This is a genomic window from Variovorax sp. GW531-E2, assembly GCF_059423125.1.
The window spans coordinates 17,059-34,236 of record NZ_JBWKXQ010000074.1; the positions used below are offsets into that span (position 1 = coordinate 17,059).

Sequence of the window (17,178 nt, forward strand, 5' to 3'; positions counted from 1 at the left end):
CGCGTGCGGTCCGGCCCGTCAGGGCGTGCCCGACCCGCCGGAGCTGTTGGGGTCTTGCGAGCTGGTGGGTCCGGGCGTGCTCTGGGGCCCGTCCGCCGCCGGCGGCTGGTTCGAGCTGGCGGGCTCGCTGGGCCCGGACGGTTGGCTCGAACTGGCAGGCTCGCTGGTGGGCCCTGCCGGTTGACTCGAACTGGCGGGTTCGCTCGGCCCCGCCGGCTGGCTCGAACTGGCGGGCTCGCCGGTGCCGGCCGGTGCCGTCTGCGCCGGCGAGGGCTGAGGGGTCGGCTGGGGCGCGGGCACCGAGCCGTCCTCGGCCGGCTTGAGCGCATCGGCCTGGTCCTCGGCACCGCTGCCCATCGCGCGGCCCATCGCGCCGATCGGACCGCCCACCACGGCGCCCGCGACACCCAGCACCGGCGACGCGATGATCGCGAACGGCCCGGTCACCAGGCCCAGCGCTGCGCCGGTACCCGCACCGATCGCCGTGTCGGTGCCGTAGTGCGATCCCGCCAGCGCCTCGCCCTGCGCCTTGCGATCGCGTGCCAGCCCGGCCATGTCCTGCAGGCGCTTCTGCAGGCCGGGAATGCGGCCGACGTCCGGGTCCTTGGCCGCCTCCTCGAGCTGCTTGGCCGCGTTCTCGTACTGGGTGAAGGTGGCCTCCACGTCGCGCGCACCCAGGAACAGCCCGCGGATCGCGCCCACCGCCGAGAAGAGCGCGGCCACGCGGTTCAGCGGCGGCGGTCCACCGCCCCCGCCCCCGCCGCCGCCGGCCTTGAAGATGTGGATCGGCGCCTCGCGCAGGCTGCCGAGCTTGCGCTCGATGCCCATCGAGGCCACCGTCTCGAGCTTGAGCGCGATGGTGTTCTCGATCTGCATGCCCATGAAGTTGGCCACCGCCAGCCCCACGGCGTTGTCCATGCTCATGCCCAGGAAGGTGGAACGCGCCGCGCCCAGGTTCGCCTCGCTGTTGGTGCCGATGTAACCGCTGCTGTTGGCGCCGAGCACCGTGGTGTTGGAGCCCAGCGAGGTCTGGTTGATGTCGCCGATGGCCATCAGGTTGATGTGCGTGTTGCTCACCAGGCTGTACTGCATGAAGTTGGCCTGGAACGGCGCCACGCCGGCGTCCATCTTCATCGAGTTGCCGCCGGTCACCTTGAACTCGATGTGGCCGGCCTCGAAGGTCATGCGCGACGCCTTGTGCGCCATGTTGCCGGCGATGGTCACCGTCTGGTTGCCGCCCACGGTGCGGCTTTCGTTGGAGGCCGTGAAGTCGGTGCGCGCGGACTTGGTCTCGATGCGGTGGTCGCCCTTGACCACCAGCGCGTGCGCGCCGTCCACGTTGGTGGTCTGGTTGGCCACCACGTGCACGTCCTGGCTGGCGCCGACGGTGATCTTCTGCGCCACCTTGACGCTCTTGGTCTCGTTGTTGGTGACGTTGACCGTGCGGTTGCGCTGCACGCTCACGGTCTGGTCGCGGTCGACCTTGAGCGACTGGTCGCGGCCCACGCTGCCCGAGTCGTCGCGCTCCACGCTGCGGCTCATGTCGAGTTCGGCGTGGATGTTGATGTTCTCGGACCCCTTCTTGTCCTCGAACATGATCTCGTTGTAGTTGTTCACGCCGCCGCCCGGCGTGGACCGGGTCCGGAAGCCGCTCTGCGTGGGCGACTTGTAGGGAATGGGCTGGTCGTCGTTGTAGACGCGGCCCACGATCACCGGCCGGTCGGGGTCGCCGTTGAGGAAGTCGACGATCACCTCCTGGCCGATGCGCGGCGCGAAGTAGCCGCCCCAGCCCTTGCCGCCCCAGGGCTGCGACACGCGCACCCAGCAGGTCGACTTCTCATTGCTGTCGTCGTAGCGGTCCCAGTGAAAGTGCACCTTCACGCGGCCGTGGTCGTCCACGTGCAGCTCGTCGCCCTTGGGGCCGACCACGATCGCCGTCTGCGGGCCGGGCATGGTCACGCGCGGCGTGAGGCGCGGCGCGCGGAACGGGCGGTCGACCGGCATCACGGTGAGCAGGAAGAGGCTGCTGCCGGTCTGCGCGGCGGCCAGCGCGGGCGTGGCGGCGATGAGTTCTTCCAGCACCGGCAGCGTGTCGGCGTTCACGGCGTCGTCGCGCAGCACCTCGGCCAGCGCGCGCTGCACGGGCTGGGCCGGCGCGCTGGCGCTCACGCCTTCGTAGCCGCGGTGGCTGGCGATGAAGGTGCAGGCGGCGATCACGTAGTCGCCGTTGCGCGTGCCGTCGGGGTCGTCCTCGAACTTGAAGCTGCGCCCGGCCGCGACGTCGGGCCACGGCGTGAGCGCCCAGTGGCGGTCGCGGCGCGCGTTGAGTTCGTCGCCGCGCAGCTTGGCGCGCGTCTCGGCGTCGTCGCCGCTGAAGTAGCCGCCGGGGAACTCGAACATCTCGAACTCAGCGAGCTCGTGCTGGTCGGAGCTGTCGATGTCGGCGCCCAGCTTCTTCTTGATGGCCTTGAAGTCGCTGTCGCGCGACGAATGCTTGCCGGTGTCGAACTGCCGCGCGCTGACCCAGCGCGAGATCTCGTTGAAGCGCGGCTCGGCCGCGTTGACGGCCATGTGGCGCAGCGTGTCGGTCGCGGGCAGCTTGTCGTGCGCCATGTCGCTGGCGTCCGACAGGTGCATGGTGCCGGGCGCGTCGTGCGCGTCGAACCAGTAGTAGATGCCTTCGTCCTCCAGCAGGCGCGACAGGAACTGGTAGTCGCTCTCCTGGTGCTGCACGCAGTAGCGGCGCGGGTTGTGCGTGCCGATGACGTTGGTGGCCTTGGTCTTCTTGAAGCGCTTGATCGGGCTGTCCTCGAACACCGCGTCGAGCACCTCGAGCACCTTCTTTTCCTGGTGGATGCGCGAGTTGGCGCGCTTGGTGAGCAGCCAGAACCACGAGCGCAGCGCGATGCGGTACTCGTAGTGCCGCCCGATGTGGCCCGCGCGCACGAAGCGCACCGCGTGGCCCTGGCAATGCCGCTCGTGCGCGCCGCCGTCGGCGTCCTTGAACTCGATGACGACGTCGAAGGCGTGGCCCAGGATGTCCTTGGCGGCGAGGTCCTTGTTCCTGGACAGCACGGTGAGCTCGTAGGCCGCGGGGCGCGCCAGCGCCTCGTGCCCGACGATGCGCCAGAACATCAGGTCGTCCTTGGCGGGCGAATCGCTCTCGATGCGGAACTCGTGGTCGGCCATCTTGGGTCTCTCGGAAGTGGGGCGTCGCGCTGCAGGGGGCTCAGTCGAACGCGTAGGTGAAGTCGGCGTCCTTCACGTCGAGCGCCACGCGGCGGATCTCGCCACCCGAGGCCAGGCGTTGCAGGTACTCGACCGAAATGGTGGGCAGCACGGTGTTGGTGAGGATCGCGTCGATCACGCGCCCGCCCGACTCCGGGTCCTGGCAGCGCGCGACCACCTGCTCGATCACCGCCTCGGTGTATTCGAAGGGCACGCCGTGGTTGGTCTCCACGCGCTTCTTGATGCGGCCCAGCTGCAGCCGCACGATCTTCTTCATCATCTCGGGCGACAGCGGGTAGTAGGGAATGGTGACGATGCGGCCCAAGAGCGCGGGCGGGAACACCTTCATGAGCGGCGCCTTCAGCGCATCGGCCAGCGCGTTCGAATCGGGCAGCAGCTCGGGGTCGCGGCACATGCTCATCACGAGCTCGCTGCCGGCGTTGGTGGTCAGCAGGATGATCGTGTTCTTGAAATCGATCATGCGGCCCTCGCCATCTTCCATCCAGCCCTTGTCGAAGACCTGGAAGAAGATCTCGTGCACGTCGGGGTGGGCCTTTTCCACTTCGTCGAGCAGCACCACGCTGTAGGGACGGCGGCGCACCGCCTCGGTCAGGATGCCGCCCTCGCCGTAGCCCACGTAGCCGGGCGGCGCGCCCTTGAGCGTGGAGACGGTGTGCGCCTCCTGGAACTCGCTCATGTTGATGGTGATGATGTTCTGCTCGCCGCCGTAAAGCGCCTCGGCCAGCGCCAGCGCGGTCTCGGTCTTGCCCACGCCCGAAGTGCCGCAGAGCATGAAGACGCCGATGGGCTTCTGCGGGTTGTCCAGCCGTGCGCGCGAGGTCTGGATGCGGCGCGCGATCATCTCCAGGCCGTGCTTCTGGCCGATGACGCGCTGGTTGAGCGTGTCGGCGAGCTTGAGCACCGCCTCCACTTCGTTCTTGACCATGCGGCCGACGGGAATGCCAGTCCAGTCAGCGACCACCGAGGCCACGGCCTGCTCGTCGACCGACGGCAGGATCAGCGGCGACTCGCCCTGCACCGCGTGGATCTTCGTCTGCAGTTCGTGCAGCTCGGCCAGCAGCGTGGCGCGGTCGGGGCCGGCCTCGGCGGCGGCTTCACCGGCCGCCGGTTCATCGACCGGCTTGTTGCCCGCGCGCAGCTTGCTGCGCAACTCGAGCAGGCGATCGACCAGCCCTTTCTCTTCCTGCCAGCGCGCATTCAGCGCTTCGAGCTGCACCTTCGATTCGGCCAGCAGCGTGGCCACCAGCGCAGCGCGCTTGGTCACGTCGATGCCGATGGCTTCTTCACGCCCGATGATCTCCTGCTCGACCGTGAGGCCTTCGATGCGGCGCATGCAGTCTTCGACTTCGGGCGGCGTTGCGTGCTGCGACACGGCCACGCGCGCGCAGGCCGTGTCGAGCAGGCTCACGGCCTTGTCGGGCAGCTGTCGCGCGGGAATGTAGCGGTGCGACAGCTTCACCGCCGCCTCGATGGCCTCGTCGAGCAGCTGCACGCGGTGGTGCTTCTCGAGCACGCTGGCGACGCCGCGCAGCATCAAGATCGCCTTGGTCTCGTCGGGCTCGGGCACCTGCACGACCTGGAAGCGCCGCGTGAGCGCCGGGTCTTTCTCGATGTATTTCTTGTACTCGGCCCAGGTGGTCGCGCCGATGGTGCGCAGGTTGCCGCGCGCCAGTGCCGGCTTGAGCAGGTTGGCCGCGTCGCCGGTACCGGCCGCACCGCCCGCGCCGACCAGCGTGTGGATCTCGTCGATGAACAGAATGATCGGCGTGGGCGAGCTCTGCACCTCGTCGATCACCTGGCGCAGGCGCTGCTCGAACTCGCCCTTCATGCTCGCACCGGCCTGCAGCAGGCCGATGTCGAGCGTGAGCAGCTTCACGTCTTTCAACTGCGGCGGCACGTCGCCGCGCGCCAGGCGCTGCGCGAAGCCTTCCACCACCGCGGTCTTGCCCACACCCGCCTCACCCGTCAGCAGCGGGTTGTTCTGGCGGCGGCGCATGAGGATGTCGACGATCTGGCGGATTTCCTCGTCCCGCCCGGTCACCGGATCCATCTCTCCCTTCTTGGCTTTCTCCGTGAGGTCGACAGCAAATTTCTTGAGGGCATCGCCCTTGCCCATGGCGGCCGGCGCCATGGCGCCCGAGTCTTCGCCGGGTGCGCCGCTGCCCATGCCGGTGCCGTCCTGGGCACGCATCTGCGCTTCGGGCGAGGCGTCGCAAATCTTGGGGAAGTTGTCGGCCAGGTCTTCGACCTTGATCTTCTCGAACTGCTTCGACAGGCCGAACAGCGGGTTGCGCAGGCTCTGCGTCTTGAGCATGCCCACCAGGATGTAGCCGGTGCGCACCTGCGCCTCGCCGAACTGCAGGGTGGCGTAGGTCCAGGCGCGCTCGATGGCGTTCTCGATGTGCGGCGAAAAATCGCTGATGGCGGTGGCGCCGCGCGGCAGGCGGTCGAGCGCGGCCGTCATGTCCTTCGCGATCACCGACACATCGAGGCCGTAGTGCTGGATCACGCGGTGCAGGTCGGAATCCTGCGCCTGCAGCAGCTGGGCGAACCAGTGCTCCAGCTCCACGTACGGGTTGCCGCGCATCTTGCAGAAGACGGTGGCGCCCTCGATGGCCTTGTAGGCCAGCGAGTTGAGTTTGCCGAAGAGGGCAGTGCGGCTGATTTCACTCATGGAGGACTCCGTATCTCTTCTGAACGAATGAAGATGGGTTTATTGAAAAGAGGCGGGCTGCTGCGGCAGGCGCGCCCTCGACGGCTGGCTGGCAATGCGCACGTCGGCCGCATCGCGCGTGCGCGGGCGTTCGCCGAGCCACGAGACCCAGCCCAGGCGCGGGCCGTTGCCCCGGGCCTGGCCCAGGCGCGTGGGTGGCACCTGTACTTTCTCGAGCACCAGCTGGGCGTCCCATTCGAGGGTGTCGCCGAGCAGCTGCTGCATCCAGCGCTGCAGCACGGGCTGCGCGTTGCCGATGGGAAGGAACATGCGGTACTGGTCGATCGTGAGCGGCCCCAGGTGCAGGCGCACGCGGTGCTGGCGGTCCCACGCGCGCGTGCCGAGCATCGCGCCCATGCCCATCGCGCGCGAACTCTCGCCCTGCCCCAGGCGCGTGACCTCGTCCGTGGGCACGCGCATCCAGTGGCCGACCCAGCGCTCCAGCTTCACCGGCACGCCGAAATAACTGCACAGCACCGACTCCACGCTTTCCGCGTTGTGCACGCGGCGCGCGAGCCAGCCCGAGAAATGCAGACGCGCGTCGTCGTGGATCTCGTCGCGGTCGATGCGCCCCGGCGTGCCGATGCCGACCAGCGCACCCACCTGCAGGCGGAAGCGGTCTTCGCCCGGCCGGTCGAGCGCCACGGCCGGCCGCGACTGCGCCCACGCGCGATAGAAGTGCAGCGAGAAGCGGTGCGAGAAGGTGTCGAGAAAAGCCAGCCAGGTCGGGTCGCCGTGGTTCAGGCTGCGCTCGCGGATGAAGTCGCTCAGGTGCACCGGCAGCGGGCCGTTGGGGCCGATGTAGCCGAAGAAGTGCTGGCGCAGGCGCGGCGGCGAATGCGCGGTGGCCGGCTCGAAGCGGCTGAAGCTGGCGGGCGCGAACGACAGCGAGGGCTCCTGCCCCACGCGCACCGGCTCGGCGCTGGGCAGCAGGGCGCGGCCCCAGCGCGGCGTGGTCCTGGCGACGGACTCGATGCGCCGCATCACGGCGAAGTAGTCGAAGTCCCACGGCTGCGCCGACCACCCGCGCAGCGCGTTGTCCACCCGCGTGCTCACAGAATCTGGCGTGTCCCGCACAGCGGCCTCCAGCGCATGGCTTCGCCCTTGCCCGCCACGCGCAGCACGGTCTCGACGAAGTGGTTCACCTCGACATGGCGCGCGAGAAACTGCGCCAGCACGGCACCGAACAGGAAGGCGCTGTGGCCGTGGAAGGCGTCCTTGTCGACTTCGAGCGTCACCTCGAGCCCGCGCCCGAAGGCGATCGGGCCCGCGAGCGGCAGGCGCCGCGCCACGGGCTTGCTCTTGACCGACAGCAGCCCGCGCACCTGGCCCTGGCGCATCTCGTCGGCATGCACGGCGTAGAGCATGAGCGTCTCGCGCAGCGCGGCGGCGCCCTGCTCCGGCGTGCTGTCGGACAGCGACAGGTAATTGAGCGCCAGGTGGTCGATGACGCGCCAGCCCAGCCCCTGGCTCACCACCGGCGACACCGGCCGCGACGGCCCGCGCACCATGCGCACGCGCTGCACGGGAAAGGAGTCGACGCAGTCGAAATCGTTGTCGCGCCCCAGCGGCATCAGAAGCGGCAGGTCGCGGTTGGTGCACAGCGCGGTCACGGCAAGCTGGCGCAGCGTGGCGGCATAGGGCGCCTGCTGCGGGTCGACGATCTGCATGTAGACCTCGGAGCCGATGTGGCTGCTGCGGTGGCCTTCGGTGCGCTGGCGCACCGAGAGCATGCGCGGCTCGCGCGTGGTCGTGAAGTAGGCCGGGTGGCTGTTGCGGCTGCCGTGGAAGGCCGAGTAGAACGGCCGGAACGGCTGCTCGGCCACCGCGGCGTCGGCCCCCGGCGCGCCGTGGCCGATGACCTCGGTGACGGTGTGCACCTCGAAGTCCTGCGGCCGCGTGCGGTCGGGCACCAGGTGGAACTGGCTCACGCCTTCGGTCACGGGCACGCGGTCGAGCCGCTTGGTGAACAGGTTGACGGCGGGCACGCAGTGCAGCTGCACGTTGTCGGCGCTCACCAGCTTCTCGAGCGCCGCATCGCCGCGCGAGAACAGCAGCACGATCTCCAGCTCGGTCACCGGCATCGTCGCGAGCAGCGCCTGCAGCCCGCCGATGCGCACGAACTGGAAGCGCTGCGGGAACGCGAAGTACTCCTGCAGCAGCCGAAAGCCCGAGAAGCCGGTGGCCGTGACGGGCAGCAGCGCCTCGTCGTCCCCGAAGCCGACCGCGCCGATGGCGCTGCCCGGCAGGCTGCGCACCGCGCCCTGCAAGGCGCCGCCGGCCGTGAGCGGGCGCACCCACACGCCCACGGACTGGCCGAGCGCGCATTCGTGCAGCTGCCACGCCACGTCTTCCGCGCCGCCGAAGTGCAGCACCAGCTCGTCGAGCGCGATCTGGCTGAAGTCCAGCCCCGCCGTGGCGCGCAGTGCGATGCGCAGGCCGCCGCGGATGGCGCGCGACTGCGGGTGGGTATTCAGCGGCAGGTCGGGCGCGTAGGTGAAGTACTGGGCGCGCTGCACCTCGATCGGCCAGATGCGCAACGCGGCGGCGGTGCGGAACTCGCAGTGCGTGTTCTGCCCCACGGCCTGGCGCGCGCGCAGGCCGGCGCCGCGCGGCAACGTGGGGCCGGCCGCGAGGTTGGCGTCTTCCGGGTCGGGCACGAACGACACCACCGTCATGGCCGGCGTCGGCGCCAGGAAGTGCGGGTAGACGATGTCGAGCAGGTGGCCCGTGAAGCGCGGGTATTCGGCATCGAGCTTCAGGCCCACGCGCGCCGAAAGGAAAGCCGTGGCCTCGATCAGCCGCTCCACGTACGGGTCGGCGACTTCCTGGCCCTCGATGCCCAGCCGGTGCGCGATCTTCGGGAACGCACGGGCGAACTCCGAGGCGCTTTCGCGGAAGTAGCGCAGCTCCTGCTCGTACAGGCTCAGCAGCCGAGGGTCCATGTGGACTTACCTTGGGTTTTGCGCCATGTCCACGATCTCTATGCGGCCCTCTTCCAGATCGACGCGGCTTCGCATGAGGAACTCGAGCGGCACGGGCTGCGCCCACAGCATGCCGCGGATCTGCAGGCCGATGCTGTTGTGGGACTCCAGGGCCGGGCCTTCCATGACGAGTTCGACTTCGAGTGTGCGGGACAAAATGCGCGGCTCGAACTGCAGGATTGCGTTCTTCAAAGCCTGTTCCATGCTGACACGCTGCACCGACGAGGTGAACTGGCCAGACAGCATAGGCAATCCGTAGTTGATGACGGAGCGCGCGGCATTCGGGTGCTGCTTGTCGTCCATCGACAGGCCGTGCCCCGTGGCATTGAAGAGCCAGCCGAGGTCGCGCAGCACGGCCTGGCGCAGCGCCTGCTTGGTGAGCGTGCGCTTGTCGTCGCCCTCGCGCTTCTCGTCGGGCGCGTGGTCGACGAGGCGGTCCAGCAGCGAGGGCTGCAGCCGCTCCTGCGCGGTGAGTTCAGCCACCGCCGCTGCTTTCGCCGCCTTCGGCCGCATCAACAGCGGCGGGCGTGAAGAGGATCTCGCGCACATCCATCAGCGCGTACTCGCCGGCGTCGCTGCCGAGCACGCGCTGGCCGTAGCCGGCCCAGACCTCGGGGCGCAGCTCGCGCCACTCGGTCTTGCGCGCCAGCCGCAGCTCACCGTCGTCCTGCGCCTCGGTGCCTTCGTAGCGCGTGGGAATGAGGGCCAGCGTTTCGCCGCCGTTCTCGAACTGCAGGTGCGCGGGCATCCAGACGCAGTCGCGCAGGTCTTCGGGCGGCTCGATCTTGATGTGCGCAAGCCGCGCGTAGGGAATCCAGTAGTACTTGCCGTTGACGAAGGCCTCGAGCACCGGGCCCAGGCGCATGTCGGCGTCGGCCAGCCATTCGAAGGGCGCGCCGTCGATGGTGCCGGCGATGGCGGGCGCGCCGTCGAAGGCGCGCTGGCGCAGGTCTTCGGCCAGCCCGCTCTCGCCGCGGCCTTGCCGCAGCAGCGATTCGATGAGCAGTGCCAGCCATTCATCGGGCTGACCGAAGATCATCGGCGTGCGCGTGCCGGCGAACACGTCGGCGCGCAGGCCTTCGCAGCGCACGGCCTCGCCGTACACCTGCTTCATGGGCACGGCCAGCGCGTCGAGCTCGGCCGCGACGGTGAGCTGGTTGAGCGCGCGCTCCCACTGCCCGAGCACGCACAAGAGCTGCGCCATGAAGACGCGGTGCTTGGAGTCGGAGGGTTTGGCGCGCACGTCGTCGCTCAGGGCCTTGAGGGCAGCCACCGGGTCGGCGGCCTTGAGGAAGTCTGCAGCGGTCGTCGTCATGGCGGGGTGCTCCTGGAGGCGTTCGGGTTCAGGTTCCGGCTCACGTGCGGGTGAACTGGCATTCGCGCACCGCGCCGCGCGCGCCGCTGGTCTTCTGCGGGGCCGACTTGATCTTCACCGTGCGGTAGCTGATGGAGACCAGCTCCGAGGGCACGCCCCAGTGGCCGCCGGAGTTGAGCACCAGCCGGCAGATGCGCGCGTTCTCCAGCGAGATCTCGAAGGTGGCCTGCGCCTCGGGCGACTGCGGATCGCCGCCGGCCTTGTAGGCGCTGATGACCACCTTCAGGTCTTTTTCCTGCGCGCGCAGCAGGCTGGCGAGCGTGGCCGTGGCCGCGTCGCTGCGGCGCGCGACGACCAGGTTGTTGGGAACGACCTGGTTCTGCGCGGACGATTCGGGCACCTGCACCGACCAGTAGTAGCCGCCGATGTTCAGGCGCGCCTTGCCGTCGTCGAAGACGCGTTCGAGTTCGCCCTCGACGGGCGAGCCCTTGCTCTCGATCATCATGACCAGGTCGGTCTCGGCCGAGCCGGTGCCGATCAGTTCATAGAACTGCCGTGCGTCTTCGGGGCTCCAGGAGCCGTCTTCGAGAAATGCCATGTCAACCTCCGGATTCGGACAAAGAAAACTGGACCGGGACCACGCGCGCCCGCCTCATGGCCGCGCACCACCGTCTGGTGCGGCGGCGCTCCTGCGCAGCAAGGCCGCGAACACCTGGCGCTCGCCGCCGGCGGCCGGTGGCTGGCCGCCGCGCACGCGCACTTCCGACACGTCGGCCTGCGCCGCGGTGGCCACGCCGAACAGGCGCGGCGCGCTGTGGGGCGCGGCCGGTACCGCCATGACGAGCAGGCGCGCCTCGCCGGCCGCATCGAGCCAGGGCAGGTCGAAACGCTTGACCGCCGGCTGCTCGGGCGTGCCGCGCTTGAAGCGGTTGGTTTCGCCGGCCCCGTCGGGGTACACGGCCTGCAGCGCGCCGCGCGCGTCGATGCCGGTGATGACGAGGTCGAGCGAACGGCCGCTGGTGTTGCGCACGTTCAGGCGCACGCGCTCCCCCGTCCGCAATGCAGGCAGCACGCTCGCGGCCTCGGCGACGGGCACGCTGCGCAGCAGCCGGTCGGCGCTCCAGACTTCGAGCGCCGCATCGAAACCATCGAGCTGGCCGCCCCTGGCATGAGCCTGCAACTGCGCCAGCCACTTGAGCTGCGCCAGCGCCTGCAGGCGGCGGCGCAGCGCGGCCACGTCGGGCACCACGACGGTGGAGGCGGCGGTGCCGAACACGGGCGCAAGCGCTTCGAGGCGATGGCCCGCGGGGCCGAGGTCGGTCCAGCGCACGTCGGCGCTCGCGGGGTCGTCGGCCAGGCGGATCGCGGCCGGGTAGTCGAGGCTCAGGCCGGCGGGCAGCGGCTTGTCGGCGCGCACGCGCAGGGCCGTCGCGGCCGGCTCGGCGAGTGGCGTGACGCTCCAGAAGGCGCTGCCCGGCAGGTCTTTCAGCGCCGCGGGCACGGCGAGCCACGCGCCGCCAAGCTTGATCTGCGCGATGGTGGCCGGCGCGCGGCGCACGGTGCCGTCGTCGAGCGTGGCGAGCACGCGCACCTCCTGCTGCGGCGCCAGGCCGTCGAGCAAGCCGGCCTTGACGGCCAGGCTGTCGCCGCTGCGCTGCGCGCCCCACACCGGGCGCGTGGACGCGGGCGCGCCGCTGTTGGCGAACAGCGGCGCATCGAGGTTGCCCTCGGCCACGGGCGACGGCAGCTCGCGCGTGGGAAAGCGCTGCGCGAGTTCGTCGATGACCGGCGGGTACAGCGCGAGCACGCCGTCGAACAGGTCGCGCCAGGTGGCGGGCTTGCGCGCCAGCGACTCGACCACGGCCCAGGTCAGCAGGCCCTGCGGCCGGGCGCTGCGCGCCTTGCGCGGCAGGCGAAGCTCGGGCGTGATCTGGTGGCTCTCGGACGCGAACAGCGCCACGTAGCGGGCGCGCGGTACGGCGTCGGTCGCGGCCGGCGGAGCCAGGGACCGTGCGGGCGACGCACCGCCCATGAGCTGCGTCGTGCGCAGGCCGCGCCAGCGCACCTCGTCGTCGGCCGGGCCCTCGGCGGTCGCGGGTGCATCGCCCGTGCCGCGCGTCATGGAGTTGGCGGAGCAGGTGTCGAACACCGAGGCGACGAACACGTTCTTCGCGAGGAAGGCCTGGATCCAGGCGTCGAAGTCGACGTCGCGCAGGTCGCCGCTGAGCGCGGCATCGGCGCCGAGCGTGCCGCGCACGTCGCGCGCGAGAAAGTTCTCGGACAGGCCGTCGGGCTCCTGGTAGCGCTTGGCCACGTCGCGCAGGCGCGTGCCGTGGCCGGAGAAGTACAGCAGCACGAAGTCGCCGCTGGCCGACTGCGCGAGCAGCCGTGCCAGGGCCTCATGGATGGCCTGCGATTCGGGCAGCGCAGCGCCGGGCACGCCGTCGGCGAGCACGGCGATGTCGGGCGCGGTGAAGCCCTGCTTCAGCAAGGCGTCGCGCATGAGCATCACGTCGTTGCGCGGCGCCTGCAGCCACAGGGCCTGCGGCTGGTTGACGAGTTCGGAGACACCGACGAGCAGCGCGCGCTGCGCGGCCTGCGCGGCGACACCGCCCGCGCCCCACACCACCAGCGCGAGCAGGAACCGCAGGCTGCACGCGCGCAGGTTCATGGCGGCTCCGAGGCCGGTCCGGCCGACGCAACCAGCGGCGACGTCGCGAGCACCGACAAAGCACCGACCGGATCGGCCACGCGCAGGCGCCAGACGCCGTTCGGCCCCGGCCCGCCGACCACTTCGGCCGACATCGTGCGCAGCAGGCGATCGGCTTCGTCGACGCGCACGCCGTCCTTCCACCGCACGACCAGGTTGGCCTGCGCTGCGACCGGTGCCGTGGGCACCGAGCGGAAGCGCACATCGTCGTCTTCGGCGCTGCCGCGCCCGCCGATGAGCCCCACGTTCTGGATCACCGCGAACAACGCCACCGCCGCAAACGCCGGGCGCGCCCAGCCTTCGGCGCCGAACCAGCGGCGGATGCTGCCCCACCAGCCGTCCTCGGGCCGCGGCAGCGGCCGGGCGGGCGATGGCGGCGGCGCGGCGGGGGCCTCCTCCTGCGGTTGCGCCAGCGCGCGGCCGAGTTGCAGGCCGGCGTCGCGGTACAGCGCCTGGTAGTCGGTGCGCGGGTCCTGCGGGCCCAGCGGCGTGCCCGAGAGCACCGAGAACGCGCCGGCCACGCCGCGAAGCGCGATGCGCCCCGGCTCGGGCGCGATGTCGGGCGCCGCGTGCGCGGCCCATTCGTCGTGCACCGCGCGGATCGCGGCGAGCCGCGTGGCCGACACCTCGCCGAGCACGCGCGCGGCCAGCTGCGGGCTGGGTTCGAGCGTGAGCACGTTCCAGGCCTGGACCACGCCGAACATCGGCTCGAAGGGCTCGTCGTCGGGCTCCAGCAGCACGTCGAAGGGGCCGGCCCAGTCGGGCTCGCCCGCGGCCATCCAGCCTTGCCAGAGGTCGCCGTGGATGCAGCGGTCGAGCAGCACGCCGAGCAGGCGCCCGTCGTGCACCACGCTCACGAGGCGGCCCGGCGCCCAGCGCGCGGTGAAGGCGCGCCGGGCGACAGCCTCGCGGCGCCGGGCCAATTCGGTCAAAGGGAGCAGCAGGTCCGACACCACCGGCGTGCCCGCGCCCGCGCTGTTGCCGTGCGGCATCGCGACGGGTGCGGCGTCCGGCGCGGCATCGCCGGGCGGCGCGCCGGTTTCGAACGCATGGCGGATCACGCTGAGCGGGGGCCAGAGGTCGGTGGTCATGGCGTCTGTTCCTGAATGGCTATGTCTTCAGACATAAGACGCTTCAGCCCCGAGGATTTTGAAAACCTGCAGGATCGCCGCCATGTTGTCGGCCTCGATGGCGATGCCCAGGGTCTGGCCGATCCAGCTGCCGATGCGGGTCTGCGCATAGCCGGCGCCCAGCCCTTCGCGCTTGTGCACGAGACCCAGCCGGCCGGCGCGGTAGTGGTACGAGGCGATGGCGTGGCGCGAGGCCACGCCCGACAGCCCGCCCTCGGCCTCCTGCCCGAAACCTTCGCACAGCAGGATGCGCTCGGGCTCGGGCAGCCCGGCGATGAAGGCGCGCGCCGCCAGCTGCACGGCCTGCGCGCTGAGGCCATGCTCGGCCAGGCAGCCGTCGAGGTCTTCGCCCGGGCCGAGTTCGTCTTCGAGCTGGGCCTCGGTGATCTGGTCGCCGATGGAGACCTTGCGGCGAAACGAACTGGCGCGCGTGCAGTCGATGAGGTAGCGGCGGAAGTACGCGCACAGTGCGAAAGCGGTCGACGGCGCGCTGTGGCCGGCGCGCTCTTCCGACTCGTCGGGGTCGGCGTCGAGCCGCAGCACCTTCACGTAGATGAACTGCGCCACCAGCTCCTGCCGCCCCTCGCCCAGCACCTGCAGCTCGGGCGGGTTGCAGGCCACGAGCGCGTCGCCCACGATGCGGTACATGGTGCCCATGTCGTCCGAGGACAGCGTCTGCCGGCGCCGCCAGAGGCGGACGAGTTCAGAGCTTTCCGCGGACGAGAGGGTTTCCTGCATCACTGGCTCACCCCCAGGCTTGCCCACTTCGTGTGGCCTCCAACCCCCTTGCAGGGGGCAACACCTGCGGCCCGGCAAAGCCGGTTCCGCGGTGTTCCCCGAACGGGCCGCGCTGCGCGGGCCACGGGGTCGAGCGTAGGTCTTGGTGGGACATCAGTCGTCGACGCAGACGCCTTCCGTGGGCACCAGGCACTGCGGAAGATTGGCGCCGACCGGGCCGCCGCGCGTGCGGATCGCTCCCGACACCGCCGCCTGCGCCACGGCGAGGCCGCGCGGCAACAAGATCCAAAGCTGGCCGCGCTCCTTCATGCGGCGCGCGTTGGTCGCGGCCTGCTGGCCGTTGCCGAAGAAGTAGTCGGCCCGCACCGCGCCGCGGATGGCGCCGCCGGTGTCCTGCGCGATGGTCAGGCGCTGCATGGGTGCGCCACTGCCGGGCGTGCGCGTCGACACGAACACCGGGTAGCCCAGCGGCGTGCTGCGCGGATCGACCGCGATCGAGCGGCCGGCCGACAGCGGCACGCCGAAGGCGCCCACCGGGCCGCCCGCCGGCGAGGTCGATTCCTTGAAGAACACGTAGCTCGGGTCCTTGATGCCGGAGCCGGTCACTGCGCCTGCCGTGCGCCGGCCCGGCACCACCACCGCGCCGCTGGCCGTGGGCCGCGCCAGCGTGAAGCCGCGTGTGCGGATCACGCTGTTGTCGATGGCGCCCGTGTCTTCGTCGTCGCCGTCGTCCAGCGTCAGCTCGAGCGAACCGCCGCGCACCTTGACCGCGCTGCGCGGCTTGCCGTTGGCGGCCTGCGCGATGGTCGGGCGGAAGGGCTGGCCGTTCTGCTCGGCGTAGGCCACGCGCACGACTTCGCCGCTGGGCAGCTTGATGCGGCCCGAGCCCTGTATCTGCATCTCGTACAGCGCCGTGGCGCTGCTCACGAAGGCCAGCACCTTGGCGTTGGGCGCGCCCTTGGTCTCGATCTCTTCGCGCGTGTAGTACGGCAGCAGGCGCTTGCCGTCGATGCGCAGGCGCACCTTGCGGTCGAGCGTGTCGCGGGTGATGGCCGAAAGGTCGAGCGCGTACAGGCCCGGCGCGCCCATGTCGCGCGTGCTCAGGCCGCTTTGCACGATCACGTTGCGGCCCTCGACCTTCGCGGCCACCGTGCCGCTGCCGGCCGGGAGCTTGCGCGCATCGACGAACAGCATGTCCTCGGGCTGGCCGTAGACCGGGTAGATGAACGGCGCGACGTAGGTGCGGCTGCCGGCGATCTCGGGCTCGAAGTAGCCGGTGACCACGCCGTCGGGCTTGCGGTCGTCGTCGCGAATCTGATAAGCCGAGAACTCGCTCTCGAAGAAGCCGCGGATGGCCTGCGTGCTCTTGCCGTCGACCTTCAGCGCGCGCTCGCACACCTCTTTCCATTCGGCGCCGCGGCCGTTGAGCACCTTGCAGCTGCCCAGGAAGGCCGGCCAGCTTTCCGAGAAGTCGTCGCGCGCCCAGCCCGGCACGGCATCGAAGCCGACCGAGGTGTAGGTGGCGAGCTGGGTCGAGAAGGTGCGCGCCTGCCCGGCGACGCTGCCGCCGGTGGGGCGCGCCGGTGCGGTCGCGGGGTCGGCCGTGGTGGGCGCGGTGGTGGCCGTGCCCGTGGCGGTCGGCGGCGTGTTGGCGCAGGCGGCCAGCAGCACCAGCGCGACCACGGCGGCCGTTCGGCAAAGGGGAAGCGCGAAGTGCGGCGACGGTGACGTGTGCATGAAAGTCTCCTGGTCGTGGTCGTGGAATGGGGGCCGAAAGCGGCCGACGCTCTACAGACGATTACTTCTCGACGATTTTGAAATTCGCGACGCCATAGACGTCGTTGCACGGCGGGGCGCCCGGCGCGCAGACCGGTTTGCCCAACAGCGGCGACGGCCCGGTGCCGCGTGTGGCTTCGAGTGCCGCGAGCACCGGCAGCGGGAACTGCGGGAACACGCCTTCGTTCTGCACGCCCGAGGCGCCGAAGTCGCGCTCGTGCTCGCTCACGAGCACCGCGAACTGGTTGGTGCCGGCCGGCCCGCCGGCGTCCATCGGCCAGGAGGCGCGCGGCAGCGCGAGCGCGGCGTTGGCGGTGATCTTGTTGTACTTGTCGAGCAGGTTCGGGAACAGCAGGAACATCTCGCCGCCGCTGGACAGCAGGAACACGTAGACGAAACCGTCGCGCTTGCTGCGCACCTCGAAGGCCAGCTTGTCCTTGCCGATGGCGACCTCGGCCTTCTTCGGCGTGGCCGTGACCTCGAAGCCCGGGGCGGCGCCGGCGGCGAGGGATTGCAGGGATTCGGCGGGGGTGCGTGGCTTGGGAGGCGGCGGCGGTGGAGGC

The 17,178-nt window shown here is 70.5% G+C and carries 12 protein-coding genes; all 12 read right to left on the reverse strand.

Going from position 1 to position 17,178, the window contains the following annotated elements:
* Positions 1-18: 18 nt before the first annotated feature.
* The gene (locus AC07XP_RS28660; protein ID WP_495266568.1) at positions 19-3,189 is read right to left on the reverse strand and encodes a type VI secretion system Vgr family protein; all 3,171 of its coding nucleotides are present in this window, start codon (positions 3,187-3,189) and stop codon (positions 19-21) included.
* A 40-nt stretch (positions 3,190-3,229) separates the two neighbouring features.
* Positions 3,230-5,923, reverse strand: a complete 2,694-nt coding sequence (gene tssH, locus AC07XP_RS28665; RefSeq protein ID WP_159273679.1) for a type VI secretion system ATPase TssH — start codon at positions 5,921-5,923, stop codon at positions 3,230-3,232.
* 39 nt (positions 5,924-5,962) lie between these two features.
* Positions 5,963-7,018 carry a type VI secretion system baseplate subunit TssG gene (gene tssG / locus AC07XP_RS28670; RefSeq protein WP_495266569.1) on the reverse strand — a complete coding sequence of 352 codons (1,056 nt, stop codon included), beginning with the start codon at positions 7,016-7,018 and terminating at the stop codon, positions 5,963-5,965.
* Positions 7,015-8,907 carry a type VI secretion system baseplate subunit TssF gene (tssF, locus tag AC07XP_RS28675; RefSeq protein ID WP_495266570.1) on the reverse strand — a complete coding sequence of 631 codons (1,893 nt, stop codon included), beginning with the start codon at positions 8,905-8,907 and terminating at the stop codon, positions 7,015-7,017. Before tssF ends, tssG begins: the two co-directional genes overlap by 4 nt.
* 6 nt (positions 8,908-8,913) lie before the next feature.
* Positions 8,914-9,429 (reverse strand): type VI secretion system baseplate subunit TssE, encoded by a 516-nt coding sequence (gene tssE / locus AC07XP_RS28680; protein ID WP_062481207.1) that lies wholly within the window; start codon positions 9,427-9,429, stop codon positions 8,914-8,916.
* A complete protein-coding gene (locus AC07XP_RS28685) occupies positions 9,422-10,261 on the reverse strand; it encodes a type VI secretion system accessory protein TagJ (protein ID WP_495266571.1) in 840 nt (279 codons plus the stop codon). Before AC07XP_RS28685 ends, tssE begins: the two co-directional genes overlap by 8 nt.
* Before the next feature lie 40 nt (positions 10,262-10,301).
* Complete coding sequence (locus tag AC07XP_RS28690; protein ID WP_159278695.1) at positions 10,302-10,859, reverse strand: type VI secretion system tube protein Hcp; 558 nt, start codon at positions 10,857-10,859, stop codon at positions 10,302-10,304.
* A 54-nt stretch (positions 10,860-10,913) separates the two neighbouring features.
* Complete coding sequence (locus AC07XP_RS28695; RefSeq protein ID WP_495266572.1) at positions 10,914-12,932, reverse strand: caspase family protein; 2,019 nt, start codon at positions 12,930-12,932, stop codon at positions 10,914-10,916.
* Positions 12,929-14,062, reverse strand: a complete 1,134-nt coding sequence (locus AC07XP_RS28700; RefSeq protein WP_495266573.1) for a hypothetical protein — start codon at positions 14,060-14,062, stop codon at positions 12,929-12,931. Before AC07XP_RS28700 ends, AC07XP_RS28695 begins: the two co-directional genes overlap by 4 nt.
* Positions 14,063-14,089: 27 nt before the next feature.
* Entirely contained in the window at positions 14,090-14,758 is a 669-nt protein-coding gene (locus AC07XP_RS28705; protein ID WP_253252600.1) for a hypothetical protein, read from the reverse strand.
* A gap of 234 nt (positions 14,759-14,992) precedes the next feature.
* Positions 14,993-16,576, reverse strand: coding sequence for a murein transglycosylase A (mltA, locus tag AC07XP_RS28710; protein ID WP_095950933.1), 1,584 nt, complete (start codon positions 16,574-16,576; stop codon positions 14,993-14,995).
* A gap of 61 nt (positions 16,577-16,637) precedes the next feature.
* On the reverse strand, positions 16,638-17,178 hold a 541-nt coding region (locus AC07XP_RS28715; protein ID WP_495266574.1), incomplete at its 5' end, for a DUF4384 domain-containing protein.

Bases quoted from the DNA above. Each gene is read 5' to 3' on its own strand.
- AC07XP_RS28705 (WP_253252600.1), bottom strand. From the start codon at position 14,758: ATGGGCACCATGTACCGCATCGTGGGCGACGCGCTCGTGGCCTGCAAC.
- AC07XP_RS28685 (WP_495266571.1), bottom strand. From the start codon at position 10,261: ATGACGACGACCGCTGCAGACTTCCTCAAGGCCGCCGACCCGGTGGCT.
- AC07XP_RS28700 (WP_495266573.1), bottom strand. From the start codon at position 14,062: ATGACCACCGACCTCTGGCCCCCGCTCAGCGTGATCCGCCATGCGTTC.
- AC07XP_RS28695 (WP_495266572.1), bottom strand. From the start codon at position 12,932: ATGAACCTGCGCGCGTGCAGCCTGCGGTTCCTGCTCGCGCTGGTGGTG.
- tssF (WP_495266570.1), bottom strand. From the start codon at position 8,907: ATGGACCCTCGGCTGCTGAGCCTGTACGAGCAGGAGCTGCGCTACTTC.
- AC07XP_RS28660 (WP_495266568.1), bottom strand. From the start codon at position 3,189: ATGGCCGACCACGAGTTCCGCATCGAGAGCGATTCGCCCGCCAAGGAC.
- mltA (WP_095950933.1), bottom strand. From the start codon at position 16,576: ATGCACACGTCACCGTCGCCGCACTTCGCGCTTCCCCTTTGCCGAACG.
- AC07XP_RS28690 (WP_159278695.1), bottom strand. From the start codon at position 10,859: ATGGCATTTCTCGAAGACGGCTCCTGGAGCCCCGAAGACGCACGGCAG.
- tssH (WP_159273679.1), bottom strand. From the start codon at position 5,923: ATGAGTGAAATCAGCCGCACTGCCCTCTTCGGCAAACTCAACTCGCTG.